General features: G+C 61.5%; 4 protein-coding genes. 1 reads left to right on the plus strand and 3 read right to left on the minus strand.

Annotation, left to right across the window (positions count from 1 at the left end; translation table 11 throughout):
* Nucleotides 1–108: 108 nt before the first annotated feature.
* Nucleotides 109–363: a hypothetical protein gene (locus ACFDTG_RS16005; protein WP_375249960.1), complete on the minus strand. Its 255-nt coding sequence runs from the start codon at nt 361–363 to the stop codon at nt 109–111.
* Between the two features lie 36 nt (nt 364–399).
* Nucleotides 400–1,146, minus strand: a complete 747-nt coding sequence (locus ACFDTG_RS16010) for an SDR family NAD(P)-dependent oxidoreductase (protein ID WP_375249961.1) — start codon at nt 1,144–1,146, stop codon at nt 400–402.
* A 201-nt stretch (nt 1,147–1,347) separates the two neighbouring features.
* Between ACFDTG_RS16010 and yghU the strand changes: the two genes are divergently transcribed.
* A complete protein-coding gene (gene yghU, locus ACFDTG_RS16015; RefSeq protein ID WP_375249962.1) occupies nt 1,348–2,235 on the plus strand; it encodes a glutathione-dependent disulfide-bond oxidoreductase in 888 nt (295 codons plus the stop codon).
* A 190-nt stretch (nt 2,236–2,425) separates the two neighbouring features.
* Here yghU and ACFDTG_RS16020 read toward each other — a convergent pair whose 3' ends face one another.
* Nucleotides 2,426–4,864 carry a TonB-dependent receptor gene (locus ACFDTG_RS16020; RefSeq protein WP_375249963.1) on the minus strand — a complete coding sequence of 813 codons (2,439 nt, stop codon included), beginning with the start codon at nt 4,862–4,864 and terminating at the stop codon, nt 2,426–2,428.
* Between the last annotated feature and the right edge of the window lie 167 nt (nt 4,865–5,031).

Consider the following 5,031-nt stretch of genomic DNA (forward strand, 5'->3'; position numbering starts at 1 on the left):
GCGCGGCCCGGTGTGGTGGAGCGACGGGGCGCCCGATTATCACCGGCACATGGCGCGCAACACGCCTTATGCCGAGTGGTTCGCGTCCCTGCCGGGCGCGCCGCCTGATCAATGCTCGACCAGTTCGACGACCTCAAAATCATAACGGGTCCAGCCGCGCGTCGCAGCGGCTTCGGCAGCGGCGGCGCGTTTGCGGTTGGCGTCGCGCAGCGATGCGCTATGGCCCCAGAATACCTCGGTCGCCCCGTTCGGCAGATAAGCGACGATCCGCCAGTAATGCGTGAAGCGCGCAGAGGTCGGCCCGATCGTCTTGACATAGCCGTCCGCCATCGTGGCGGTGAGCAGGCGTTTCTTCCTTGCCATAGCGCTCCCCGGACGGCCCCGACTTCCCCCCCGGGGTCAACCCTCGCGGGCGACCTGAAAACCGGCGAACGACTGGCTCACCGGCATCAGTTCGAGCCGGTTGATATTAAGATGCGGCGGCAGGTTCGCGATCCACGCCACTGTCGCGGCGATATCCGCCGCCGTCATCGGCTGCGCGCCCGCATACAAGCTGTCGGAAGCCGCTTGGTCGCCGCCGGTGCGGACCAGCGTGAACTCGGTTTCCACCATGCCCGGATCGATCGCGGTGACCCGCACCCCGGTGCCATGCAGATCGACGCGCAGATTGAGCGAGAATTGCTGCACGAACGCCTTTGTCCCGCCGTACACATTGCCGCCGGCATAGGGATAGCTGCCGGCGACCGACGCGATATTGACGATCGCGCCCTTGCGCTCGATCAGCGTCGGCAGCAGGCGGTGCGTGATCGTCACCAGCGCGGTGACGTTGGTATCGATCATCGTCCGCCACTGCGCCAGATCGGCGCGTTGCGCGGGGGCCGTCCCCAGCGCCAGCCCGGCATTGTTGACCAACAGATCGATCCCGCGAAAGCGTTCCGGCAATTCCGCCAGCGCGCGGTCGAGTGCGTCCTCATCGGTGACGTCGAACACCGCCGGGTGGACCCGCTCGCCCAGGTCGCGGGCCAGCGCGGCGAGCCGTTCGGCACGCCGTCCGGTCGCGATCACCTGCCACCCGCCCGCCACCAGGGCGCGCACCGTTGCCTCCCCGATGCCCGAAGTCGCCCCGGTCACGATCGCCGTCTTCATTCCGTCGTCTCCCATCGCCGCCGCGTGATGACCTGCCCCGGCGCGTCGATGCGTGATAAGCGTCCGGCCGGCGGCGTCCAGCCTTGCCTTCGCCCGCGTTCGGCAAGGCAGCGTTGCCGTTAATGCGCTGGTCGCCGACGATGCGCCGCCCTATCTCCCTGGTCCGGCAACATCCAGCACCGGCGGAAAGGAAGATCGCAGATGGCGAACGAGGACGGAGCCAACAACCAGCCGCAGGGCTATGTGCCCCCGGCGGTGTGGACATGGAATCGTGACAATGGCGGCAAGTTCGCCAGCACCAACCGCCCGATATCCGGCGCGACCCACGACAAGCAACTGCCCGTCGGCGAGCATCCGCTACAGCTTTACTCGCTCGCCACGCCGAACGGGCAGAAGGTGACGATCATGCTCGAGGAGCTGCTCGCCGCGGGCCATCGCGGCGCCGAATATGACGCCTGGTTGATCGACATCGGCAAGGGCGACCAGTTCGGCAGCGGATTCGTCGCGATCAATCCCAATTCGAAGATCCCCGCGCTCGCGGACCACAGCACCTCTCCCCCCACGCATCTGTTCGAGAGTGGTTCGATCCTGCTGTACCTCGCCGAGAAGTTCGGCGCCTTCCTGCCCGCCTCCGGACCGGCGCGGGTGGAAACGATCAACTGGCTGATGTGGCAGATGGGATCGGCGCCGTTCGTGGGCGGTGGCTTCGGCCATTTCTATGCATATGCGCCGTTCAAGATCGAATATGCGATCGATCGCTACGCGCTGGAGGCGAAGCGCCAGCTACACGTGCTGGACACCCATCTGGCGGATCGCGCCTATCTGGCGGGCGACGATTATACGATCGCGGACATGGCGGTATGGCCATGGTACGGCGGCCTGCTCGTCAACGGCCTGTACAATGCGCAGACCTTCCTCGCGGTGGAAGACTATCCGAACCTGAAGCGCTGGGCCGAGACGGTCGGCAGGCGCGAAGGCGTGCGGCGCGGCCGGATCGTCAATCGCCCGAGCGGCGAGCCAGGCGAATACCTGCGCGAGCGCCACGCAGCGGCAGATATCGACGCCGCTCTGGCGGAAGCGGTCGCATAGCGCGACAGGAAGCAGGCATCATCAGGCTGGAGATCGCGCGCACGGGCAATTCGTGGCGCGATCCGCCGCGCAGTCCCACAGACTGCCAACGGCGGAACCGCGGCTTGATGCGCGCGATACTGCACGGCGAGTCCGGCGCCATCTCCGCATGATTGGACGCACGGAAGAGGAAAGCGCTGTCGACGACGTGTCAGAATTTATACTGTAACTGAACCGAAATGGTGCGTGGATTGCCGGGTACCAGGGTGTTGATCTGATAGATCTCGCCAGTCGGCAGGCCGCCTCCATAATAGACTCTGTTGAACGCGTTCTTCAGGTTCGCACTCAGGGTCCAGCCGGCGTTATTGTCTCGAATTCCGAGACGGAAATTTGCCAGTACGTAGCCACCGATACGCGTGCCTGCAAAATTGGCGGAACGCGGCGAAGTGAAGGTTTCGGTTTGCCCGTAAGCATCGCCATGCAGCAGCAACGAGAGGCTATCGGATACCGGGGCCGTCACATCCGCAAAGACCGTCCCGGACCATTCGGGCGTATCGGGAACGCGGTCAAAAATCTGGCTGATACCGTTGGCGTTCACCCGACCATCGGTGAATGCGGAGTTGATATAGTTCACAGTCCCGCCCAGGCTCAGCCAGTTCGTGGGCTGAACCCACAGATCGCTTTCGACGCCATAAACGCGGCCTTTTGGAACATTGACCGTCACCGAAGCCGGGTTCCCGAGCACAAGCGTATAAGCAGTGCGCTGACTGTTCTCGATCCAATTGCGATAAAGGGCGAGGTTGAACCTGGTGGGCATGTTACTTACACGCCCTGAGAACTTCGCACCCAATTCGACGTCAGTGACCATCTCCTGATTGTAGATGTCACCACCAGCTGCCGCTCCCGCATCGATCGGTGCAACCGTCGTGTTAAACCCGCCACTCTTGTAGGCGCGTCGTGTCGTGGCGTAGAGAAGTACGTTGTCGAACTGCTGCTGCAATCCGAAAGTCCAGCTCCAATTCGAGTAATTTGCACGCTGGCGATAATTGACACCAGGCACTGCGGGATTCTCACCCAGCGCCCTACGATATGAGTCGGTGGGCAAAGTATCCTTGCCGACATCTTCGCTTGTATAGCGCACACCGGCGGTCGCGGATAAACCGCTATCGGTTACCTTGAAAGTTCCCTGAGCATAACCCGCCAGGGTTGTGTTACGTAGAATGTAGTCGTTGAATTGCTCCTGGCCGCCAAAAAGAATATCAAAGAACCGGCGGGTATGCTGCCGCTCATCTCGCTTTTCATCGGCAAAGTAACCGCCCGCGACGAAATCCAGCCTATCCGAGAAGATTTTCCCTTTGAGCTGAAGCTCGTCGGATATCTGCCAATTGTCTTGGATTGCGGAAAGGCCCTCCCCACGATATCCTTGCTCTGCAATGCCATAAGAGGTGCCATCGGCATCCTGGGACAGGCTGGAATTGATCTTCGAGAAACCGATGATGTTTACCAAGTCGATCGTGTCGCTAAGCGGCACGGTCGAACGATTGGTCACAATGTGATTTTCCGTTCGAAAAAAGTTGTCGCCATCTATCGCCACCTTGAACGGACCACGCGCATTCTGATCCGCCAGAAACTGCGTGAGACCCGTGGCCGGATGGCCTGGCGTCGAAAAGTAATTGTTATAATAGGCCGCAATCACATTGGCTGGAACGGCGCCGCCAGTGAAGGCCTGGATGGTGCCGATCCCGGTGGCCGTCTGCAGCGGAGTGGAGTTTCCCGCGTACAGGGCCGTAACCGGGATGTAGGGCGGCGGAGAACCTGTGAAGGGCAGCAGGCCTGATATCACACCGATCGTGTTGCTGCTGTCCGACTTGAAATACTCATATGTGGTGATGTTGGAAAAGCCGTTTGATTCGAGGCGCAGGGTGCCGCGAAACCCATATCGCTCGATATCGCCTTCGCGACCGCCGAGAAGAATGTTTTCCTGAAACCCGTCGCGACGTTCGTAGAAACCCGCGAGGCGCAATCCAAGGCCGGCGTCCTTTACGAGCGGAATACTGACCGCGCCCTCGACCTTTGCGGCGTTATAATTCCCGTAGGATGCGTCCACATAACCGTCGAACCTGTCGCCGGGCAACGCGGTGGCAAACAATACGGCACCACCCGTCGCGCTGCGACCGAAGAGTGTGCCCTGCGGCCCTTTGAGAACCTGAACCGAACTGAGGTCGTAGAACACCGTCGCGTTGGAGCCGGGCACCTGGACTTCATTGATGTAGGGAAGCACGCCCGGTCGCGTGCCGCTGTAGGCGTCCTGAGATTGGCCGCGAAGCGAGTAATTGACCTGATTTGAGGATGCGCTCGTACGAACGGACAGGCCCGGTGTTGCGACCCTGAGATCCTCCTCCGTGCCGATTTGAGCGTCGCGCAATTTCTCGCTCGTGACAACGGCGACTGAAACGGGGGTTTTGGACAAGGCCGTGTCGCGACGCTGCGCCGTGACGACGATATCCGCCCCGTTCGCCGCGCCGGAAGGGGTAGCCATATCCACCTTAGCCGTGCCGGGGGTTCCGACATCGGGCGACACCTGAGCGAGCGCCGGCGCGCCAAGCACTGAAGAAGCCGCGCCTGCGAACAAGATGGAACGGATGCGCATGATATTTATCCTCCCCAAAAGGGCCGTTGCCTGCCGGATACATTTCCGATCTGGCTAAAAACGATACGCAAGCACACTATCAAGTCAAGCGATATTTGGTTCGCTAGCTTACTGGTGTGGCCTGCCCTTTGACGGCGTTTCCCGGCGTCGGCGTCTCAGAACCCGAC

Origin of the sequence: Qipengyuania sp. (assembly GCF_042095715.1) — a bacterium.
Taxonomy (GTDB): domain Bacteria; phylum Pseudomonadota; class Alphaproteobacteria; order Sphingomonadales; family Sphingomonadaceae; genus Qipengyuania.